Source organism: Vibrio sp. Isolate25 (genome assembly GCF_022398025.1).
Lineage (GTDB): Bacteria > Pseudomonadota > Gammaproteobacteria > Enterobacterales > Vibrionaceae > Vibrio > Vibrio coralliilyticus_A.
Window position 1 is genome coordinate 180406 of the sequence record NZ_JAKEUT010000005.1, and the last position, 19101, is coordinate 199506.

Here is a 19101-nt window from a genome sequence, read left to right on the forward strand (position 1 = left end):
ACTCTTTTCTCTTCAACAAATTTTGCGAAACAGCCGAAATGTTACTACTTGAGCGCTAGGTTTTCACTACAATCGTCATCTGAGCAGTTCAAGAAAATACAGACTTAAAAATAGCGACGCACAGTATCGCTATTTTACTAGCCCTATAGTTCACTGCTTTGGAAGCCAAGGTCTTGACCTTGGCTTTTTCAGTATTAGACCAGCTCTCCGGCACCCTGCCTTGAACGTTCGCTATTCTCGACCAGAAAAACAGTCGCGGTCTGCTTTAGTAATTCCCATTCTTCGTCTTCAACGAAAATACCCTCTCGCCATGAGGACTGCTGTGCATCGACTAGCTCCTTAGCATCAACATACACGTTGTAGCCTTGCGAACTAGCACTGACATCAAAATCACTTACCGCTAATTCAATCGTCATCGAGTGTTCACTTTCTATCGAACCACGGCTCTCCTCTGAGAAATACAGTTCCGGTGCAATTTGGCCTCGATTTAACACGTACAATACATTTTTAGGGCTGGTTCCATTGGTCCAGCGGGCACGACACGCGATACCTTTAGCTGCCAGCTTCACTAACTCGCTATACGCCAGCCAACGGTTATGGCACTGCTTAAGCTCAATAGTAATGGTTTTAGATTGGACCATTTTCTCCAGCGCAAAATCCAACACGGCAGGTAAGTGACAAGCCACACTGCTATTGTGCAAATCCACCTCTAGGCTCTCATCAGAACGTTGTGAAATCGACACCGCGCAGTCAGAGTCTAAACCGAGAAAACGACTGGCATTATTAAAGTGACGAACACCATGCAGCCCCGCCATTTGTAAATCGGCCACCATATTGGCAATAACATCCGCTTCACCACACATACGACGTGCGCCTAAGAACGCTTTATTGACTGCTGCAACCAGCTCATTGTGTGACACGATCATAATGCGTTTCCCCCTTGAACCTTGTTCGACTGACGACTCTGGATCTCACTTTCGGTTGGCATCAAAGGGAAAATCCAATTGTCGTTGTACTCTTCTGAGCCGATTTCGTCCAGCAAAGGCGCACCTTGAAAAAAGGTCACCCGTACCCAGCGATCTGAGCGGGGATCAAATTTCGTCGCACCAAAGAAAGCCAGCTTACAGCGCAGCAAGTGCATAGGCAGTGCATCTTGGCGTAACACATTCATCTGAATATCGCCCATCTGGCGATGCCCCAAGGTCCAGACTCGACGCGCCACAGAGCGATATTGAGGATGTTGTAATAGAAACTGAGCCAGTGACATCTCACACGGCTGTTGAGAGACTGCGTTAAACAGGCGGTTGACCTGACGACCGATATCAAGCGGCAGCTCTCGGTCTTCACCGGATTCCTCTCCGCGAACCCCAAGTCTCGGTTCTTCTTTATCCTGAGAGCGATACCAGAACCAATAGTTGTTTTCTGCCAGCGAGTAATCGGCGTCAATCGCCCAGCGATACTTATCGTTTAACACACTAAGCAAATCACCAACACTTTTGCCGGTAGCAACAGACAACGTTTCGTCGGTGTTCATCTGCTCTTCAAAACGGTTAACCAGTTCTGGGTAAAGCTCAATCAAACAAGTAGTGACAATCTCTTGAGTTTCCAAACTGTAGGTCGTCAAACCCTCCATCACACTCTGCCAGTTGGGCTGCTGTGAGGTGATGTTCGCCAGATCTTTATGAATAAGAGTCAGCTCAGCAAGCGCCTGTTGATTCAACGTATCCTGATGCGCATTGATGGTCACGACCTGATCTAAATGTTTGATGGCTTTATTCAATAGCTGACTCAAAGGTTCAAGCATATCCGAATCGCATGGGCTTGCTAGAACCTGCGCTAAAGCACTTTCACGCGCCGTCATCCATTGATCAACGATACATGGGTGATTAATCAAATAAGGCGCCATACCCAACCCAGTGGCATTGCCGACGCCAAGATAGCGTTGCAGCCCTCGGTCTAGCTCGACTGCATTATCGCCACCTTGCTGACGTGCAAGATAATGCACCCAATCGAGACTGAACTCACGTAGCAGGTACACAGCACACATCTGCGCACTGAAGGACAGACTGAAGTCCGGATTGTTCTCCAGTAGCTTGAAGTCCGCAATCCCAAACTTACCGTTGCCATACACGGCTGTTGTTCTCAGAATGTAGCCCACCTGAGCCAGCTCTTCGCCTTGTGGTTGAAGGCCTTTAGCCAGCGCCGAGACAATATGTTCGAACACTCGTACACTTTTGTTTGCTCTTGCCAGCACCAACACATTGTTCGGGTTGCGCCCAGCTTCCTGAAGCGGAACATTGGCACGCAACTGTTCAAGCAAACTCACATCAACATCACCGTAAACCAAGGCAAACGTGACATCCCACCTTTCCGCGATGACTCTGTCATTGCGCTCTTCGTCTGCAATCTGATCACAAAACACCACGAGATGATAAACATGGTGTGGGGTGTTAAGTCGGTAAATGACATGGCCAAACCCTTGCGGGCAAAGTTGCCAATCATGACGACTCACCTGCCATTGTTGTCTAGCCATTTTACGAATCAGACTGCGTACAAAACTGATTCGATTCTGGTGCATAGCTCCTAGCCTTTCTGGCGCCATGACCACCTCTGCATTGCGCAGCGATGTTTCAGTGTAAGTAGAACGATGTGCATCCATTTTGCTCACCACCTGTTGTTATTGTAAGAATGGTTGGAGTGTGCGGACAATTTCCGCACACTGTTCACGTTATTAGTTGTTAATAAGTAGTCACTAGTACCCTTGCGCCTTCGCCATCTTGATTGCGATTTGTGGCGCATTCCAAAGTGATGGCAGCAGTATCAATGACACCGGGACCGCAGTGATCACGATAAAAGACTGCAATGCGGAGATCCCGCCTGAACCCAGTGAAATCAGAATCAGCGCCGTCACACCCATGGCGACACCCCAGAATGTACGCACGATGGCATTAGGCTCAGTATCTCCACTGATCACTACGCTGATGGTGTACGTCATGGAGTCACCGGTTGTAACGATGAAGATCGTCGTCAGAATAAGGAACAACACTGACACAACCATAGGTAACGGTAGTTGTTGAGTGACCGCCAAAAGTGCGCCCGGCAGATTGAAACCTTCGAAGGCTTTACTGACACTACCCGGCTCGGCAATTTCAAATGCCAGACCAGAACCACCAACAATGGTGAACCAGAAACAAGTCGCCAGTGGTGCCACAATGCTAATGGTCGAGATTAACTGGCGGATACTGCGACCGCGGGAAATACGCGCAATAAAGATCGCCATCATAGGTCCATAGCCAAGGAACCATCCCCAGAAAAAGACCGTCCACCAGCTAAGCCAACCTTCATCCCCACGATAGGTCGCCATTGGGATGAAGTTATCGAGCATGCTGCCCACACCCTGAATGTAGCCGTTGAAGATAAAGTTCGTTGGGCCAAATAGCAGAATATAAATCATCAGAGCGATAGCCAAAATTACGTTGTAACGGCTAAGCATCTGCATTCCGCGATTCAGACCACTCAGAGCGGACAAAGTATAAAGTGCGATGGCAAACAGAATAATGATCAGCTGAGTGGTAAAGCCGTCGGGAATATCAAACAATGCGTTTAACGCATAACTCACCTGTAGACCTAGGAAGCCAATTGGACCTATCGTCCCTGCAGCAACCGCGATGATGCAACACGCATCAATGCTCGCACCCGTATGGCCTTTTAATGCACGTTCACCAAGAACCGGATAGAGAAGAATACGAGGTTTCAGCGGCAGACCTTTATCGTAATGAAGGTGCATCACCACAATAGCTGTCAGGCTGCCAACAATGGCCCATGCAAGAAATCCCCAGTGCATAAAGGATTGCGACAGTGAGTTGACGGCTAACTGTTGAGGGTTATCTTGTGGACCATAGAGAGGCGGTGGGCTAACGTAATGGGCGATTGGCTCTGCCGCAGCCCAGAACACACCACCACCAGCGAGTAAGGTACAGAAAATGATCGCAGTCCAGCGGAAAGTATCCATTTCGGGTTTGGTTGTGCCACCGAGTATCACCTTACCTGTTCGCCCTGCAGCGAGCCCAAGGCCAATAAGAAAGGTGAGAAGCAGTAGCAACTGCCAGTATGGACCAAACACTTTCACTGACCAGCCAAATCCTGCATTGACCAGATTAGACAGCAGCTCGCCATCATAGAGCGCTAAAGCAACAAACAGAGCGATGAACCCACCGCTATACCAGAAAGCGGGATTGCTCAGCCCAAGCTTGTCAGGCGAATTTTCATTGGCAGACGTATTGTGCTTAGCTTGTGATTTGTCAGATGCCATGTTCATTACGGCAGCTTTCATGCTATTGGTTAAATCAGACATATGCTGACTCCAGAAGTTTTTCGGTAGTGGCCATCAGGCCAGCTACACGAGTGTATTCAACGACCCACCTTGTTTTAGTTGTTGTGGTGGGCTGCTCCATGTTTGGGTTAAGGTTTATGAAATAGGCTCAAGTCCTTCTTTCAGAAAGTTAAACCAGTTATCACCCAGTATTTGTCCCGCCTCGGCCTCACTGAATCCATGACGAATTAATCCGTTGTAGATGTTCTCCATCCCTTTACTTCCGCTAAACCACGGCAGCGCATCCGGCCAGCCCGAATTGCTTGCAGAGCCTTCACCATAATCCATCGCCTTAGACCAGCGCCCATTGCGCATCCACTCCAACACTTGTTGTGGTTGGTTGAGGCATAGATCGCTGCCAATACCAAGGTGTTCAACACCGAATAGCTCGGCCGTTTTCGCCACCATCTGGCAGAAATCCTCTAGTGAACATTGGCTGCCGTTTGGTAGGTGAAATGGGTAGAGGCTGAATCCAATCAAGCCACCACGTTCGGTGAGCTCTTTAATCACAGTATTGGATTTGTTACGAAGCGCATCGTGAGCAAAAGTCGGATTCGCATGGCTAATGCAAATCGGGCGAGAAGAAAGGTCAATCGCTTCCAGCGTCGAACGTTCTGCGCTGTGGGACATATCAATGATCATCCCCACTCGGTTCATTTCTGCGATGGCTTGCTTACCAAAGCGAGTAATGCCCATATCGTTTGCCTCATAACACCCGGTCGCAAGCAAGCTTTGGTTGTTGTAGGTTAGCTGCATAATCAGCAAACCTTGGCGGCGCATTACCTCAATCAGACCAATCTCATCGTCAATTGGCGAGCAGTTTTGCGCACCAAAGAAGATGCCGACCTTGCCTTGTTGCTTAGCGGTTTCCACATCAGCCATTGAATAAATAGGCATGATGAGATCGGAGTTTTGCTCAAAACGTAAATTCCACTCAGCAAATCGGCTCAGGGTTTCACGTGCATTTTCGTGATAAACAATGGTCGCATGTACTGCGGTGATTCCACTGGCCTTGAGAGTTTGGAAATACTCTCTGTCCCAGTTGCAGTACTGAAGTCCATCAATGATGATTCGTTGTTGGTACATAACCATTCCTCAATAATTCTTAGAACCGCTCTATTTCGGGCAGCGCAGCGGCTGCCCAATGCAGACTTAGTACGGACGTTGATATGCCGTTTTCACTACGGTGTAGAACTCTTTGGCGTATTGGCCCTGCTCACGAGGACCAAAGCTAGACTCTTTACGGCCACCAAATGGAACGTGGTAGTCTGTCCCTGCAGTTGGTAGGTTGACCATCACACAGCCGGTCTGTGCTTGCTGTTTGAAGATGGCACTCGTGCGCAAGCTTTGCGTCACAATCCCGCCAGTCAGACCAAAACGAGTATCGTTGGTGACAGCAATCGCTTCATCTAAGTCAGCAACTCGAATCACGCTCGCCATTGGCGCAAACACTTCTTCCTGATTTACTTCCCAGCTGTTTTGCGTGTTGAGGAATAGCGTTGGCGACATGTAGTAACCATCATGTTCGAGGTTTAAACGCTCGCCACCAAACGCTAGTTCAGCACCACTTTGACGCGCTTTTTCAATCCACTCGAAGTTTGCCTCTAGCTGATTGCCATCGACGACGGGGCCCATAAAGATACCTTCTTCCAACGCATGGCCTACCTTAAGTTCGCTCATGCGTTTGATCAGCGCTTCTACGTAAGCGTCATGGATCCCGTCCATCACCACTAAGCGTGAAGAGGCTGTACACTTCTGACCCGCACCGGAGAATGAACCCGCGATGGTTGCTTCAACTGCAATTTGAATGTCTGCATCATCGGCAACAACTAGGGCGTTTTTGCTGCCCATTTCAAGCTGGCAGCGAACAAAGTTTGGTGCTGTTGCCGCCGTCACTTTGCGCCCTGTATCGACGGAGCCAGTAAAGCTCACGCCATTCACGTCTGTGGAATGAATCAGTGTGTTACCGACTTGAGAGCCGCTACCCAATACCAAGTTAAATGTGCCTGCTGGCAACCCTTGGCGATGAATAATTTCAGTCAGTGCCACGGCACTGGCTGGCGTCAAGTTGGCAGGTTTCCAAACAACGCTGTTACCAAACGCCAGTGCTGGCGCAATCTTCCAAGCGGCGGTAGCAGTCGGGAAGTTCCAAGGAGAAATAATGGCGATAACACCTACGGCTTCGCGAGTCACTTCAACAGAGACCCCTGGACGGACGGAGGCAGCGTTATCGCCGATCTGGCGCAACACTTCAGCAGCGAAATATTGGAAGAACTGGCCTGCACGGTAGATTTCACCGCGACCTTCAGCAAACGGCTTGCCTTCTTCACTCGATAGTAGCTTTCCTAGCTCATCGCAACGGGCAATCAGTTCATCACCAATCGCTTGCAGTACCGCCTGCTTGCGCTCGATGGGTGTTTTTTCCCACTCAGGTTGAGCCTGCTTGGCCGCCTGAATAGCTTGTTGAACCTGAGCTTCGCTTGCCTGAGCAAAATCACCCAGATTCTCGCTGATGTCGGATGGGTTAATGTTGGCAACGGTATTGATGCCTGACTGCCATTCGCCGCCAATGTAGAGCGATTTTTCGGCCTGAACCTTGTTTAATGATGTCATGATTGCTTCCTTTGTTCTTGCTGACGGCCTAACTCGCCATCAGGCTGTTATTCGTAATAAGGGGTTACTGGGCTTAGTTCGCAGAAGCGTAAACGACAAACTCCACCAACATCTCTTCTCTTGCCAGACCAGCAACGACCATGGCAGCGCGATTTGGGTACGGCGCGTTGAAGTACTCGGCGTAAACTTGATTAACCGTTTTGAGATATTCGCGGTCAGTCACGTAAATCAGCACTTGTAGAACAGAGTCCAGTGACTCGCCTGCGCATTCTAAGGTGTGCACCAAGTTGTTAAATGTCTGACGGGTTTGCGCTTCAATACCCCCTTCCACGACAGCACCAGTGGCATCAATCGGGATTTGCGCGGTATAGAGAGTGCCATTATTAACAATCGCCCATTCCAGAGGAGCCTTAGAGGCGAACAGTGATGTTTTGACTGGGTGTTTTTGAGTTTGAGTATTCACGTGCCTTCAACCTTTTGTAACAAAATTGTTTCGCAATAGTTAAATCTTGCACTTTGACAGACGATAAATCGAACGGTAAATTTCTTACATTCGATAAAAAAAACTTATCACCTTACTGAGACTATGGTGAATAAAGGGATGGTAAGGAGTCCGAGTTGAGCATCAAATTTCAACAATTAAAGCATTTTGTGATGGTGGTCGAAGAAGGCGGTTTTCGCGCAGCATCACATCGCGCCAACCGTTCTCAGGCCGCATTATCCACATCAATAAAAGAGCTGGAAAAGATATTGGGACAAGCATTATTCGAAGCAGGTAACAAAGCCAAATTAACCCCATTTGGCGAAATCTGTTTGCCAAAGATCATTCAGTTTCTCAATATCTATACGGCGCTAGACAATGATTTGCGTGCTGCCGCAGCCGGCCAGCAAGGGCGGGTAAAAATCGCCAGTGTGCCTTCTGTTGCCGCTAAACTCATTCCGAGCGTTTTAGGGGCATTCTGCGAGCAGCACCCAAACGTAGAAGTCAGTTTGATTGATGACAATGCCGCAGGGGTCGAAGCAAGATTACTCTCTGGCGAGGTTGATTTAGCACTGGGAAACCCATCTCACCTCGATGATAACAACATGACGTTCACCCCTTTATTGTCCGACCCGATTGGTGTGGTGTGTTTGAGTGATAATCCGATTGCGACTAGCCAAGAAGGTATTGAGTGGCAAACACTGCTCAAGCAGCCGTTTATTCGTAACGGGACCTGCACTTTACTTGATCCAACGCCTGCTCGCGCTCTAAGTCAGCAAGCCCTTTACTCGGTAGAGAACATCACCTCGCTGTTTTCCGTATTAGAATTGGGCATCGGTGTTACAACCCTGCCGAAATTGGCCTTCCCTACCAATGAAACCCGATTGGTGTGGATACCACTTATCGATCCGCCATTGGAAAGACAAATCGGTATCTTCACGCTCAGCGACCGAACCATTTCTCCGCAGGCACAAGCGTTTCACGATTTATGTGTGGAGTACTTAAGCTATCAGGATCATGACTGTCAGGATTGATTGTTTGGTCGATAAAAGTAACCCCGCCAAAATGAGCGGGGTCATGGCTAAAGCCATTGTGGCTGATTGAGTGTCAGCCAGTCGGATATGCGCCGTGCTACGGCGTCTGGCTGCTCCATGCTGGAGAGGTGACCGCAGCTTGGTAATACGTGCAACGTCACATCTGGGACGTGCTTAGCCATCAGTAAATGATTGTCGATAGGACACAGCAAATCATCTTTGCCGGTAATGACGAGGGTTGGAACCGAGATGTCTGCTAGAAGTGGCCGAGCGTCAGGCCTTGTCGCCAAAGCATCAGCATGAGCTCGGAAAGCTTCAAGGCCAACATTGAGCGCCATTTGCTCGATTCTCGTCGTCAGCTCCACCTCGTTAACACGACTTGGATGGATCAACACCGACATCAACACTTCAGTTGTAATCTGGTCGAACTCACCATTTAACGCCCTATTAACCAGTGCATAGCGTTTCTCTGAAACTTCCGGTTTTTCATCCGCCGAGTTGGTATCCATCAGAATCAAACCTTTGACTCGCTCCGGCGCCTGACGATATACCTCAAAGGCTAAAATACCTCCCATAGATAAACCACCAAGCACAAACTCTTGTGGGGCTTTAGCCAACACATCAGCCGCTAGTTGTTCCATGGTAGGCAAGGCACCCAGTGAAACGCACTCAGGCGCTACCCATTGAGGCAGTGCCTGATTCACATCTTCAAACAGTGCACCATCACACAGTAATCCAGGTAACCAGATCAAAGGTAGTGGTTGTGTCATGTTGCACTCCTTACAGTTTAGCTGGCTTGTCAGAGCCAAGTACACAATATGTGAAGCTGTTACCGCGTAAGTTCATCAGTGAGTATGAGGCACCTTCCGGTACACTAAAAACATCACCTCGAGTAAGGATAAGGCTGGCTTGTTCGCCTTGATGGTTCACAACCACTTCGGTGTCACCATCAAAGTTAATCAATACTTGCTTTTCATCACGGCTATGCTGAGGAATGGAACCACCCTCTGTGAGTTCATACGCCATGATGCTAACCTCATCTTCACTTTTCACCTGAAAATCGTAATCAGCCAGCGGATGACCAGTTAGCGCGTATTGTTTGACGTTCGGCGCGGAAAAATCATTCTCAATCGGGCGGTAGTCTTTCTTTAGCGCCACAAATGGTTTCATCTGCTCTGCGGTGTAGTTATCAAAGGAAGCCATTTCCTCTTTCGTCAGCAACGGCATCAGCTCTGATTCTTGTGGGACAGGGTCACCGTCAACAGTATCAACTAATGTGCCATCCGCTTTTAAATACAAGCCATAGCCCTGACTGTCTTTGATCACATTAGGATGCCAAACCACACCACCGCCTGAATCATCACCACCCAGTACGGAATACATGAAACCATAATCACGGCCGACAACTTCAAAACCACGGAAAAGATTGGTCGGAATTGAAATCACATCACCATAAGACAGTACCGCTTCATGTTCACCCTCATTTCCCCAATAGAAGCGGAATTGTCCCTTGAATACAACGAACAGCTCAGCGGTTCGGTGAGAATGAAGCGAATTCTTAATACCCGGAGGCTGGCCCGCTGCACCAATATTGAAGCCCGCCGTTTCGCGGATGTGGACATGCTGACGGCTGCTTTCAGCGACGCCTGCACCTATGATGCAGAAGTTGTCTTTCAGGTCACTGCCCGGAGTACGTGCATCGATAAACGCACTGGTTCCCGGTATCAGCTCCATGTAACGAACAAGATTGTCGTTAATTCGATTTTGTAGAGTCATAGATAATCCTAGTAGTTGTTCTTTTCTTGGGTATCAAATCACCGCAATCAGGCACCAAGAGGTCTGCCACCATCGACAGCAATCGTATTGCCCGTTGAGAACGTCAGTACTTCCGCGGCGGCGTAGACTGCACTCGCCACCTCTTCATCACTGGCAAGACGTTTCAGTGGTGTCGACTGCTCCTGCTGATTGCGCCAGCTGTCATCGAGCCCTTTAACAAACTCGGTGTCCACCAGCCCCGGAGCAACTGCAAGGACGCGAATATCCGGTGAAAGCGCTCTTGCCAATGAGCGAGTCATATTCTCTGCGGCGGATTTACTCGCACAGTAAGCAATATTACTACCCATCGCGGTTTGCGCGGCGATGGAAGTAATGTTCACCACGCAACCTTTGGCCTCACGTAGCAAAGATTCACAGGCGCGAACCATGGCAAACGGTGCGCGAACATTGACTTGGAAAATTTGGTCAAACAGCTCGTCGTTCAAACCACTCAAATCTGAATGCGCAACAAACTTTGTCATACCGGCGCAATTGACCAGTAAATCCAGTTGACCGTTAATTTCATTGACCTGACTGGCTAACGCATCTATAGCTTGCGAATCCGACACATTGAGCTGAAAAGCTAAATGGCCATCACCGGACAACTCAGACAGTACTTTGTGCGCCGACTGTTGATTGCTGTTGTACGTTAAGACAACTCGGTAGCCGGAATCGGCCAGCTTGTGACATATGGCGGCCCCTAGACCGCCACTGCCGCCTGTAACTAAGGCAAGTTTCGACATAATTAGGCCTCTTCTACTTTGCCTTTGTAACGGCGTACACGAATATCCGCCTGTTCTTTGTGCCCAGCAAAACCTTCCAGTGCACACAAGCGAGAACAGTATTCGCCCACCTTCAAAGATGCCGCTTCAGTGACACGTTGATACGTACAAGTTTTGATGAATTTACCTACCCACAGACCACCGGTGTAGCGAGCTGCTTTCTTTGTCGGAAGCGTATGGTTAGTACCAATACATTTGTCACCGTAAGAAACGTTGGTCTCACGACCTAAGAACAGCGCACCATAGTTAGACATGTTGTCGAGGAAATACTTTGGATCTTCCGTCATCACCTGAACGTGTTCTGAGGCGATGTCATCTGCAACTTCAACCATTTCTTCATAGCTGTCACACACGATCACCTGACCGTAATCTGCCCACGCTTTACCCGCAACTTCCGCCGTCGGCAGGATTGTCAGCTGGCGCTCAATCTCTTTGATCGTTTCCTCGGCAAACGTCTCGCTGTTTGTTAGAAGAACGGCCGGAGAGTTGTAGCCATGCTCAGCCTGACCCAATAAGTCTGCTGCTGCCAGTTCTGGGTCACAGCCCTTTTCATCAGCAATAACCAGCGTTTCCGTTGGACCAGCAAACAAATCGATACCCACGCGACCAAACAACTGACGCTTGGCTTCAGCAACAAACGCGTTACCTGGGCCAACAATCATATCGACAGGGGCAATGGTTTCAGTACCCAACGCCATTGCACCTACCGCCTGAACGCCACCAAAACAGTAAATTTCATCAGCGCCAGCCATCGCCATCGCCGCGACGATGGCCACATTTGGCTGGCCGTTAAATGGCGGGGCACAAGCAATCACTCGTTTTACGCCTGCCACTTTTGCAGTGAGTACACTCATGTGAGCAGACGCGACTAGCGGGTACTTACCGCCTGGGATATAACAACCTACGCTGTTAACCGGAATATTCTTATGACCCAGAACCACACCCGGCATGGTTTCAACTTCAACATCTTTCATTGAATCGCGCTGAATTTGAGCAAAGTTACGTACTTGCTCCTGAGCGAATTCAATATCGTGGCGAGTTGACTCATCTAACGCGTCGACACATGCCTGAATCTGATCTGGTGTTAAACGAAACTGCTCTGGTGACCAGTTATCAAATTTTTCTGAAAGCTCGCGTACGGCGCTGTCACCTTTCGATTCAATATCAGCAAGAATGTTCTCTACGATCTGACGCACTTTCGCGTCATTTGATGCTGATGCTTCTTCAGTGATTCCGTTCTTTAAAATGCGTGCCATGCGATTTTCTCCTTGAGGGTTTAGACTGACAATTGCTTCTTTGTGATTTTGGATACGAATGCAAAATTAGATTAAACATAAATTTAACAATTTTCAAGATAATCGTACGCAAGCCCAAAAAACTCTCTAATCGCTTGTTTTAATAAGGCTTAAAGGCAGAACAAAGCATCATAGACACAATCAATCGATGATTTAATAATCAAAAACGGTATTTGGATCACATAAAATTCACTGATCATTTACATTTGTTCGTGCTAATTTTTGCATACCTTTGCAATGGAGTGTTTTCATGACTAATTTCAAATCTACGCTAACCCAGCCTTCCTTACTGGGAACATTTGTTAAAACCCCTCACCCCCACATTATCGAAGTGCTAGCACTGTCTGAATTGTCCTTCATCATTCTCGATGCCGAGCACGCTCCGTTTGACCGTCAGTCTCTCGACCTGTGTGTCCTTGCTGCTCGTGCCAATCAATTACCCTGTCTGGTTCGGGTTCAAGACAGCCAGCCGGCCACCATTCTTAATGCTTTGGATTGTGGTGCGACAGGTGTTCAGATCCCACATGTCTGTAATGCAGAACAGGCAGAGAAAATCGTTAAGACATGTCACTACGGTGAAGGGGGACGCGGGTATGCGGGCTCCAGCCGCGCTGCAAGCTACGCAACCAAACCTATGACTCAACACCTAGCTGACAGTAAAGCGAATACTGTGGTCGTGGCTCAGATAGAAGATCCCGAAGGTGTCGACAATGTGGAAGCCATCGCTCAAGTTGATGGTATTGATGCCCTGTTTATTGGTCAGGTCGACCTCACCGTGGCGTATGGCGCTAAAAGCGTAAATGACGATCAGGTGCGACAAGCAAGCATCAAGATTATTGAAGCCGCCAAAGCCTGTGGCAAACCCGTCGGTATGTTCGTTGCCACAGCGCAGCAAGCAAAAGACTGGAGCGAGCTTGGTGTTAATTTCTTTGGCGTCGGGTCAGAGCACAAAATGATCATCGATGGCTTCAGGCAAGAAAGAAATGTGATGAATTCCTGAGTTTTATCCGATATTTAATCTCTATCAATGCACAGCGCTAGACAGAGAAATCCCCTAACCCATACACTCTGGCAGATAAAAGGGTCAGCAAACCCACGGAAAGGAGTATCACCATTAAAGCGAAAGTAACTTCTATAGACGTCGCGAAAATGCTCGGCGTCTCTCAGTCGACCGTATCAAGAGCGTTCAGCCCGACCGCTAGCATCAGCGAGAAGAAACGTAAGATGGTGATGGATGCCGCCGCTAAGCTCGGTTACACCCCCAACGCTATTGCTCGTAGCCTGATCTCAAATCGCTCTGGTCTTGTTGCCATCGCGTTAGACAGTGAGTCAAACCCGATGTATGACCTGCAATCACGTGCGTTAGCAATGGAAATCCAAAAACGTGGCGGTCAGGTGGTTCTGTGTCCAATCGACAAAGACGATCTTGATCTGGCAATTTCCCGTGCGATTGAGTATCAGGTTGATGGCCTGATCATCGCCACCAGCCGTCTGACTTCACGCGCTTTTGCCCAGTGCGAAAAATTTGGTGTTCACCTGAGTCTTATCAACCGTTATACCAATGGCATCAATGCTAACTGTGCCGGTGTCGACAACCGCCAGGCCGGCCAAGAAGCGGCCGAGTATCTGGTGAAAAAAGGCTACAAACAACTGGCGTATGTCAGTGGCGATTCAGGTTCAATGACCAGCGAAGAACGCTGGCTTGGCTTCTCATCAAAGCTCAAAGAGTTAGGTGTTCCGACCCCTGTATTTATTCAAGCTAAATACTGCTTCGATGCGGGGATGGAAGCCGCAACAGAGATTCAGTCGCATGCGGTGAAGCCGGAAGCGATTTTCTGCGCCAACGACATCATCGCCCTGGGCTTGATGGATGGACTAAGAAAAGCAGGCGCATCGATACCGGAAGATTATGCGGTGATGGGCGTCGATAATATCCCGATGTCTGGCTGGCCAGCTTACGACTTAACCACCGTCGCCCAGCCTGTCGACAAGATCGTAAGTCGCGCTGTCGAAGATTTAATGGATCGTATCAACAACAATACCGACGCGTCTGGCGACTACCTGCTTGAACAAGGCACATTGATTGAGCGCGGTAGCACCACTCGTTAACACACTATTCAACTCCACTAAGCCTTGTCTCCATGACGAGGCTTTTTTATGTGACCCCCACTGTATTTTCGTCATTTTTTACTGAATTCCGTATCAAGTTGCGCATCTTGTTATTGACTTGTTAATTGCATGTTTTATTTTTGGATTCGTATGCAAAAGGATATGAATTGCTCAACACGTTAATAAAACAAACAAGCCTGTATGATCTCAAAAATGAATGCTCAAAGGTCATACCAGATACAAGGAAGAACAATGAAAAAAGCAATCATCACATCATTAACCGCTTTTGGCCTAACCATTAGCAGCATGAATACGTTTGCAAGCAATGTCATCCGTCTCGGCCATGACAGCCAGGAAACATCACCTGTTCACCAAGCAATGCTCTACTTCGAACAAGAGTTGGAGTCTCGTTCAAACGGTGAACTGGAAGTAGAGATTTACCCTGCGCGCCAACTTGGTGATGTACGCGAAACAACAGAATTGGTTCAGCAAGGTAACCTGCAAATGACGTTTGGAGCCTCAGTTCTCCTCGCGCCCTATGTACCAGAATTCAACGTTCTTGATACCTTCTATCTGTTTGACAGTGAAGAGCAGGCACACCGAGCGCTAGACAGCGATAAAATCGGCCAGCCTCTGCTGAAAGCAATGGAGTCAAAAGGTTTTCACGGTTTAGGCTTTATGGAGCTAGGCTTCCGTAATGTCACCAACAACAAAGCCCCAATCAACACACTCGACGATCTTCAGGGCCTGAAAATTCGTTCAGCACCTAATCCAAGTCAAATCAACGCTTGGAAATCCATCGGTTCAGCGCCAACGCCACTGTCTTGGGGTGAGATTTTCACCTCGCTACAGCAGGGTCTGATCAATGCTCAGGAAAGCTCTATTTACTCCATTTATGCCGAGCGTTTTTATGAAGCGCAAAACTACTTGTCGCTAACCAACCACATCTACAGCAACTATGTGTTGTTTATGAATAAGTCCTTCTGGGATTCACTACCTGCAGACCAGCAAGCACTTATCAATGACATCACCAAAGAAACCATCGCTAAACAACGTGTTTTAGCGGCGCAGCAGAATCAGGATGTGATTGAAGACCTGAAAGCAAAAGGCATGACAGTGAATGAAGTGCCGGAAACCGTGCGCGAGCAGATGAAGAACAAAATGAACGCAGCGGTTTACCAAGACTTGCGCAGCAAGACAGGTGAACAGTTGTTTGACAGCGTTATCGCTGAAATTGACCGCCTGTAATTCTCACTCTGTGTTTCCGGGGAGCCGAGGCTCTTCGGAAACGAACTGCTTTGGGAGGTGAACATGAAGTGGTTTCGCTTACTGGATAAATATTTTGAACCTAGCCTGATTGTCATTGCCATTACGACCATGACGGCTCTTCTCTGCTTGCAAATCGCTTTGCGCCTGTTTGACGCCACCATTGCTTGGGCTGAAGAGCTGTCACGATACCTATTTGTGTGGGCGATGTACCTCAGCATCAGCTACTGCATCAAACATGACCGACATATCCGAATTCGCGTATTCGTCGATAAATTACCCGGGGTTTTGCCCAAAATCAGCCTGATCATTTCAGACGTCATCTATCTAGTATTCAGCAGTGTCGTGGCCTGGTTTGGTTTTAAGGTCATTAACCGCAGCCTTCAACTCGGGCAGATTGCGCCAGCAATGGAGATCCCCGTGGCCTGCTTGTATGCCTCAGTGCTGGTGTGTGCGATTCTGAGTATCCTGCGTTTAATCGTCAGTATTTATCAGCGCCTCTGCGGGCTGTCGGCACCCTCTCAGCCAACGCGCTTTTGCAGTGATAGGTATCGCCAGTTAAAAGCGAAATACAAAGCATCTAATCGAATGCAGGAGCTTAACGCATGACATCTGCACTCTTATTCGGCAGCTTCGGACTGCTACTCTTAATCGGCGTACCGGTCGGCATTGCACTGGCAACCGCCAGTATGATTGCGATCATGAGCCTGCCTTTCCTGAACGTTGAGTTCTTAGTTCAAGGATTGGTTACTGGCCTAGACTCTTTCCCCCTACTGGCAGTGGTTCTGTTCACTCTGGCGGGTAACCTGATGAGTCAGGGCGGTATATCCAAACGTCTTCTTCATGTCGCCGAAGTCTTTTTCGGTCACTTCACTGGCGGGCTGGGTATTGTTGCCATTGTTGCCTGTATGTTCTTCGCATCGATTTCAGGTACCGGTTCCGCTACCGTTGCCGCCATCGGCCTGACGATGATCCCATCGATGGTAAAAAAAGGCTATGACCGCAGCTTCGCTGGTGCTCTGATTGCTTCATCAGGTGGTATCGGTGTGATTATCCCTCCTTCTGTAGTCATGATTGTTTACGCGATTACCGCGGAAGTTTCTGTCACTAAGATGTTCATGGCGGGAATCATCCCAGGTCTGGTGGTTGGTCTGGTATTGATCGGCTACTGTTTGATAGTTTCCAAAATTCGTGGCTATGCTGGAAATGATCACAAAGCCAGTTGGGGCGAACGTCTGTCTGCGCTCAAAGACGCAAGTTGGGCCATGTTACTGCCAGTAATCATTTTAGGGGGGATCTACTCAGGCATTTTTACTCCAACTGAATCAGCCGCCATTGGCGTTCTCTATGGCTTGTTCTTCGGCATGTTTGTCTACAAAGAACTGAACGCCAAGCAAGTTGTCAAGATCATCTTAGAGTCCTCACTTTTGGTCGGTGCCGTTTTGGTTATTGTCGGCGCTTCCGTCACCTTTGGTCGAATTTTGACCCTAGAACGCCTACCGACTGAAATCGCTCAATTCATTCTAACCATTACTGAGAACAAACTGTTGATCTTACTGTGTATCAATATCTTGTTACTACTTGTTGGAACGTTCATGGAGACCTTAGCTGCAATCGTAATTCTGACTCCTATTCTCCTGCCGATCACCTCTGCGTTGGGCATGGACCCTGTTCATTTTGGTATTGTAATGATTGTGAACCTAGCGATTGGTTTTGTTACCCCACCACTTGGAGCCAATCTATTTATGGCAAGTCAAGTTGGCAAGGTACCAATTGAGTCACTATCTAAAGCCATCATAGGCTGGATAGGTGCCATGATTGTTGCACTCATGCTGATCACTTTCATACCGGCTATTTCTCTGTCCTTGCCGGAAATGCTCTCGTAACTCTCCGAACAGATTTCACCACCTAGTGCAAATCACTAGGTGGTGCTACAAAGAATTCGTATGCAATGCAAATCTTGTTGAGTTAGGTTAGAAACATGTACGATTATTGCCACCCTATGGAGCTCTAGCATCCACTTTTTCTTCTGAACACAAATCCTCCAATACCCATTTTTAGTTTCCTTAGCCATCAACATGATAAACAGTAACTCTCTGATTATCATCCTTATATATCATTTAAAGTCAGTTATTACCTCTACCGCGACTCGATACATTGGTGCGTATTAGAGTAATTAACCTGAACAAACTTCGAACAAATGTTAAAAACCCGATCTTTAGCACGATATTGAAACATTACATTAACAACTCGTTGACAACAACGCCCCAAACATTCACTTTGGATACGTAACCAAAACAAACAACCAGTTTAGGAGGTGAGGTATGGCCATGGTTGGCTTTGATGAAAAATGGCGTGATTTTCCCGATTATATTTTGGGGATTACAAAAGAGATTTGGGAGGATCGCGGCCTAAATACCCTTGAGCACTATTACTCACCCGATATTGTTGTGCGTACACCTTTGTCTATTGTGCAAGGTAACGATGATGTTATTAGCGCGACCATGGCCACACTGGCCGAGTTCCCTGACCGTACGCTTTACGGAGAAGATGTCATCTGGTCTGGCTCGCCAGAGCAAGGCATGTTGTCCTCTCACCGTATCATTTCGACTGCCACACACAGCAGCGATGGTTTCTATGGCAAAGCAACGAACAGCAAGTTGCGTTTTCGCATCATCGCTGACTGCCATGCCATCAACAATCAGATTAATGATGAGTGGCTAGTACGCGACCAAGCAGACATCGCAAAACAGCTCGGCATGACGTCAGAAGAGTTCGCCCGAAAACAAATTGATTTTGAAGGTGGCGTAGAAAAAGCCTCCTTCCCTTTTACTCCAGATGTCGATATGCAGGGCCCATACACTGGCGTTGGCAATGACAATCAATATGGTCAGCAATACGAAGCCATTCTTAACAGCATCATGAATGCTGAGTTTTCCGCCATCCCACGTGAATACGACCGAGCTTGTATCGGTGAGTACAGCGGCGGCCGTACCGCTCTATCACACAGCGAAATTGATCATTTCTGGATTTCACTACGTTCTTCATTCCCAAATGCCGAGTTCAAAGTTCACCATCGCATTGGTCGAGAAGATCCAATGATGTCTCCACGCGCCGCCATTCGCTGGTCTCTGCATGGTAAGCACGAAGGTTATGGCGCATTTGGTAAACCAACAGGTAAAGACGTTTACATCATGGGCATCAGCCATGCTGAATTTGGCCCATGGGGACTGCGTCGTGAGTTTACGCTGATCGACGAAACCGCGATCTGGAAGCAGATTCTGATTCAGCAAGGCTAAGCCGCCCAGTCATAAACCCACATTCAGTAAGGAAG

17 protein-coding genes are annotated in these 19101 nt (G+C 48.2%); 7 read left to right on the plus strand and 10 right to left on the minus strand.

What is annotated here, in order from left to right:
• Nucleotides 1–194: 194 nt before the first annotated feature.
• From L1D15_RS13160 to L1D15_RS13185, 6 genes are all read right to left on the minus strand, one after another.
• On the minus strand, nt 195–926 hold the full coding sequence (locus tag L1D15_RS13160) for a DUF3726 domain-containing protein (RefSeq protein WP_095572653.1): 732 nt from the start codon (nt 924–926) through the stop codon (nt 195–197).
• The gene (locus tag L1D15_RS13165; RefSeq protein WP_239876056.1) at nt 923–2659 is read right to left on the minus strand and encodes a hypothetical protein; all 1737 of its coding nucleotides are present in this window, start codon (nt 2657–2659) and stop codon (nt 923–925) included. Before L1D15_RS13165 ends, L1D15_RS13160 begins: the two co-directional genes overlap by 4 nt.
• Nucleotides 2660–2752: 93 nt before the next feature.
• On the minus strand, nt 2753–4354 hold the full coding sequence (locus L1D15_RS13170) for a BCCT family transporter (protein ID WP_239876057.1): 1602 nt from the start codon (nt 4352–4354) through the stop codon (nt 2753–2755).
• A 114-nt stretch (nt 4355–4468) separates the two neighbouring features.
• A complete protein-coding gene (locus L1D15_RS13175; RefSeq protein WP_239876058.1) occupies nt 4469–5458 on the minus strand; it encodes a membrane dipeptidase in 990 nt (329 codons plus the stop codon).
• Nucleotides 5459–5524: 66 nt separating this feature from the next.
• Nucleotides 5525–6985, minus strand: a complete 1461-nt coding sequence (locus L1D15_RS13180; RefSeq protein WP_239876059.1) for an aldehyde dehydrogenase family protein — start codon at nt 6983–6985, stop codon at nt 5525–5527.
• A 73-nt stretch (nt 6986–7058) separates the two neighbouring features.
• Nucleotides 7059–7448 (minus strand): RidA family protein, encoded by a 390-nt coding sequence (locus tag L1D15_RS13185; protein ID WP_239876060.1) that lies wholly within the window; start codon nt 7446–7448, stop codon nt 7059–7061.
• A 155-nt stretch (nt 7449–7603) separates the two neighbouring features.
• On the opposite strand from L1D15_RS13185, the gene L1D15_RS13190 reads away from it, so the two are divergent.
• Nucleotides 7604–8500, plus strand: a complete 897-nt coding sequence (locus L1D15_RS13190; protein WP_239876061.1) for a LysR family transcriptional regulator — start codon at nt 7604–7606, stop codon at nt 8498–8500.
• 47 nt (nt 8501–8547) lie between these two features.
• Here L1D15_RS13190 and L1D15_RS13195 read toward each other — a convergent pair whose 3' ends face one another.
• Genes L1D15_RS13195 through hisD form a run of 4 tightly spaced genes read right to left on the minus strand, consistent with a single transcriptional unit; the run spans nt 8548 to nt 12353 of the window.
• Nucleotides 8548–9270 carry an alpha/beta fold hydrolase gene (locus tag L1D15_RS13195; RefSeq protein ID WP_239876062.1) on the minus strand — a complete coding sequence of 241 codons (723 nt, stop codon included), beginning with the start codon at nt 9268–9270 and terminating at the stop codon, nt 8548–8550.
• 10 nt (nt 9271–9280) lie between these two features.
• Nucleotides 9281–10276, minus strand: a complete 996-nt coding sequence (locus L1D15_RS13200; protein ID WP_239876063.1) for a cupin domain-containing protein — start codon at nt 10274–10276, stop codon at nt 9281–9283.
• 47 nt (nt 10277–10323) lie between these two features.
• The gene (locus L1D15_RS13205; RefSeq protein ID WP_239876064.1) at nt 10324–11058 is read right to left on the minus strand and encodes an SDR family oxidoreductase; all 735 of its coding nucleotides are present in this window, start codon (nt 11056–11058) and stop codon (nt 10324–10326) included.
• Between the two features lie 2 nt (nt 11059–11060).
• Nucleotides 11061–12353 (minus strand): histidinol dehydrogenase, encoded by a 1293-nt coding sequence (hisD, locus tag L1D15_RS13210; protein ID WP_019277691.1) that lies wholly within the window; start codon nt 12351–12353, stop codon nt 11061–11063.
• Nucleotides 12354–12642: 289 nt separating this feature from the next.
• On the opposite strand from hisD, the gene L1D15_RS13215 reads away from it, so the two are divergent.
• The 6 genes from L1D15_RS13215 to L1D15_RS13240 all read left to right on the plus strand — a co-directional run bounded on the left by L1D15_RS13215 (nt 12643) and on the right by L1D15_RS13240 (nt 19066).
• Nucleotides 12643–13392, plus strand: a complete 750-nt coding sequence (locus L1D15_RS13215) for an aldolase/citrate lyase family protein (RefSeq protein ID WP_239876065.1) — start codon at nt 12643–12645, stop codon at nt 13390–13392.
• 149 nt (nt 13393–13541) lie between these two features.
• A complete protein-coding gene (locus L1D15_RS13220; RefSeq protein ID WP_239876066.1) occupies nt 13542–14501 on the plus strand; it encodes a substrate-binding domain-containing protein in 960 nt (319 codons plus the stop codon).
• A gap of 252 nt (nt 14502–14753) precedes the next feature.
• Nucleotides 14754–15749, plus strand: a complete 996-nt coding sequence (locus L1D15_RS13225) for a TRAP transporter substrate-binding protein (protein WP_239876067.1) — start codon at nt 14754–14756, stop codon at nt 15747–15749.
• A gap of 63 nt (nt 15750–15812) precedes the next feature.
• Nucleotides 15813–16376, plus strand: coding sequence for a TRAP transporter small permease (locus L1D15_RS13230; RefSeq protein ID WP_239876068.1), 564 nt, complete (start codon nt 15813–15815; stop codon nt 16374–16376).
• Nucleotides 16373–17653 (plus strand): TRAP transporter large permease, encoded by a 1281-nt coding sequence (locus L1D15_RS13235; RefSeq protein WP_239865989.1) that lies wholly within the window; start codon nt 16373–16375, stop codon nt 17651–17653. Before L1D15_RS13230 ends, L1D15_RS13235 begins: the two co-directional genes overlap by 4 nt.
• A gap of 438 nt (nt 17654–18091) precedes the next feature.
• A complete protein-coding gene (locus tag L1D15_RS13240; RefSeq protein ID WP_239876069.1) occupies nt 18092–19066 on the plus strand; it encodes an ester cyclase in 975 nt (324 codons plus the stop codon).
• Nucleotides 19067–19101 lie beyond the last annotated feature (35 nt).

Bases quoted from the DNA above. Each gene is read 5' to 3' on its own strand.
- L1D15_RS13160 (WP_095572653.1), bottom strand. From the start codon at position 926: ATGATCGTGTCACACAATGAGCTGGTTGCAGCAGTCAATAAAGCGTTC.
- L1D15_RS13165 (WP_239876056.1), bottom strand. From the start codon at position 2,659: ATGGATGCACATCGTTCTACTTACACTGAAACATCGCTGCGCAATGCA.
- L1D15_RS13170 (WP_239876057.1), bottom strand. From the start codon at position 4,354: ATGTCTGATTTAACCAATAGCATGAAAGCTGCCGTAATGAACATGGCA.
- L1D15_RS13175 (WP_239876058.1), bottom strand. From the start codon at position 5,458: ATGTACCAACAACGAATCATCATTGATGGACTTCAGTACTGCAACTGG.
- L1D15_RS13180 (WP_239876059.1), bottom strand. From the start codon at position 6,985: ATGACATCATTAAACAAGGTTCAGGCCGAAAAATCGCTCTACATTGGC.
- L1D15_RS13195 (WP_239876062.1), bottom strand. From the start codon at position 9,270: ATGACACAACCACTACCTTTGATCTGGTTACCTGGATTACTGTGTGAT.
- L1D15_RS13200 (WP_239876063.1), bottom strand. From the start codon at position 10,276: ATGACTCTACAAAATCGAATTAACGACAATCTTGTTCGTTACATGGAG.
- L1D15_RS13205 (WP_239876064.1), bottom strand. From the start codon at position 11,058: ATGTCGAAACTTGCCTTAGTTACAGGCGGCAGTGGCGGTCTAGGGGCC.
- hisD (WP_019277691.1), bottom strand. From the start codon at position 12,353: ATGGCACGCATTTTAAAGAACGGAATCACTGAAGAAGCATCAGCATCA.
- L1D15_RS13215 (WP_239876065.1), top strand. From the start codon at position 12,643: ATGACTAATTTCAAATCTACGCTAACCCAGCCTTCCTTACTGGGAACA.
- L1D15_RS13220 (WP_239876066.1), top strand. From the start codon at position 13,542: ATGCTCGGCGTCTCTCAGTCGACCGTATCAAGAGCGTTCAGCCCGACC.
- L1D15_RS13225 (WP_239876067.1), top strand. From the start codon at position 14,754: ATGAAAAAAGCAATCATCACATCATTAACCGCTTTTGGCCTAACCATT.
- L1D15_RS13230 (WP_239876068.1), top strand. From the start codon at position 15,813: ATGAAGTGGTTTCGCTTACTGGATAAATATTTTGAACCTAGCCTGATT.
- L1D15_RS13235 (WP_239865989.1), top strand. From the start codon at position 16,373: ATGACATCTGCACTCTTATTCGGCAGCTTCGGACTGCTACTCTTAATC.
- L1D15_RS13240 (WP_239876069.1), top strand. From the start codon at position 18,092: ATGGCCATGGTTGGCTTTGATGAAAAATGGCGTGATTTTCCCGATTAT.